The organism is Nocardia sp. GP40, from assembly GCF_050434125.1.
Classification (GTDB): Bacteria; Actinomycetota; Actinomycetes; order Mycobacteriales; family Mycobacteriaceae; genus Nocardia; species Nocardia albiluteola.
Genome location: NZ_JBNPVW010000054.1, coordinates 1 through 1,410, shown reverse-complemented (window position 1 = coordinate 1,410; position 1,410 = coordinate 1). Strand labels below are relative to the sequence as shown.

Genomic DNA, 1,410 nt, shown 5'->3' with positions numbered 1-1,410 from the left:
GTAATGGCTCCCCTTTATGTCAAGAGGCAGTTGGGAGTCCGTCGTTAGACTGAGTGGTGGTAGGTCCGGGTTGTGGCTTGTCCGAAGGATCGGTGTGCGGGGTAGGGCCGGTCGCGCTGGAGTCAGTAGTCGCCCCCGAGTGCCCTCCCGGGCTTGCCGCATCCCGTCGGCGCTGGTCAGCGAGCATCCGCTGGTAGACGACGTTGGACAGGCGCCGTTTGAGTGCCCGCATCGCCTCCATGGAGGTCTTCCCGGCAGCCTTCTTGCTGTCGTAATAGACGCGCCCTGCCGTCGGGTTACGCAGCTGAACCACGGCCATAGTGTGCAGGACATGGTTGATCTTGCGGTTGCCGGCTCGGGAGAGCCGGTGCCGCTTTTGATCTCCAGACGACGCGTCCAGGGGCGCGGTGCCGTTCCAGGAAGCGAACCGGTCCCGGGAAACGAAACGGTGGATGTTGTCGGTGTCGGCCAGCAGCCTGGCAGCACCGGAGGGGCCAATGCCGTGCAGGTCCATCACGGTCGACCCGCGCGCGAGGACCAGTTGCTTGAGTTCCTTGTCTGCCGCTTTGGTTTTCCGGTCGATGACCTCGAGATCGTCGATCAGCTCGCTCACCAGTCGCAGACGAACCCGAGCCGCGGCATCGCCCGGCTCGACGGTGTCGGCTAGGGCGCGGGCCTGCATGGCCGACAGAAACCGTTTGGCGCCACCGGGCACCAATTCCAGCAGCAGGCGGTGGATGCGGTTCAGCAGATCGGTGCGGGCACGGCCGAGTTCGTCACGACGATCGACCAGCAGACCCAATGCGACCAGGTCCGGATCCGCCTGTACCCGGCGCAGATTCGGTGACCGTAACGCCGCCAGCGCGACCGAGTGCGCGTCGATCGGGTCGGTTTTGCGGCCGTTGCCGGTGGCGAACACACGCACCTGCGCCGACAGTTTCGCCGGCACGTCGATGACGGTTTCCCCGTCGGCTACCAGCCGGTGTGCCACATGCCGTCCGACACCGTTGCAGCCCTCGATCGCCCACACCCGTTGCGGGTATCGTTGTGCAGCGGTGAGCATTTCACTGTATCCGGCGGTGTCGGTGCTGTATTGCCCGGTCGTGAGGATCTTCGCGTCGGGGTCGATGATTTCGATGGTGGCCGAGCGTTTGTGCGGGTCCATGCCGATGATGACCGACATCGGTGTCCTTCCAGATCGACGGAGGGGTATCCGTGCAGGAAGGCACCGCTACTTCGAGCCTGGGCAGACCCCTTTCCAGCCACACCCGCACGGTAACCCGGTGGGATGCAAGCCATTAACGAGCCACACCGATACTGCTGGTGGGCAGCCGATTAGGGAGCTTCCCACCGGGTACCTGGGACTGATCCTGGCCGGGATCAAGCCCTACCACCAGTCTTAAGTAGCCG

General features: G+C 64.4%; 1 protein-coding gene. It reads right to left on the bottom strand.

The window, feature by feature from the left end; translation table 11 throughout:
• Positions 1 to 19: 19 nt before the first annotated feature.
• A complete protein-coding gene (locus ABH933_RS45500) occupies positions 20 to 1,183 on the bottom strand; it encodes an IS110 family transposase (protein ID WP_429429380.1) in 1,164 nt (387 codons plus the stop codon).
• Positions 1,184 to 1,410: the final 227 nt, after the last annotated feature.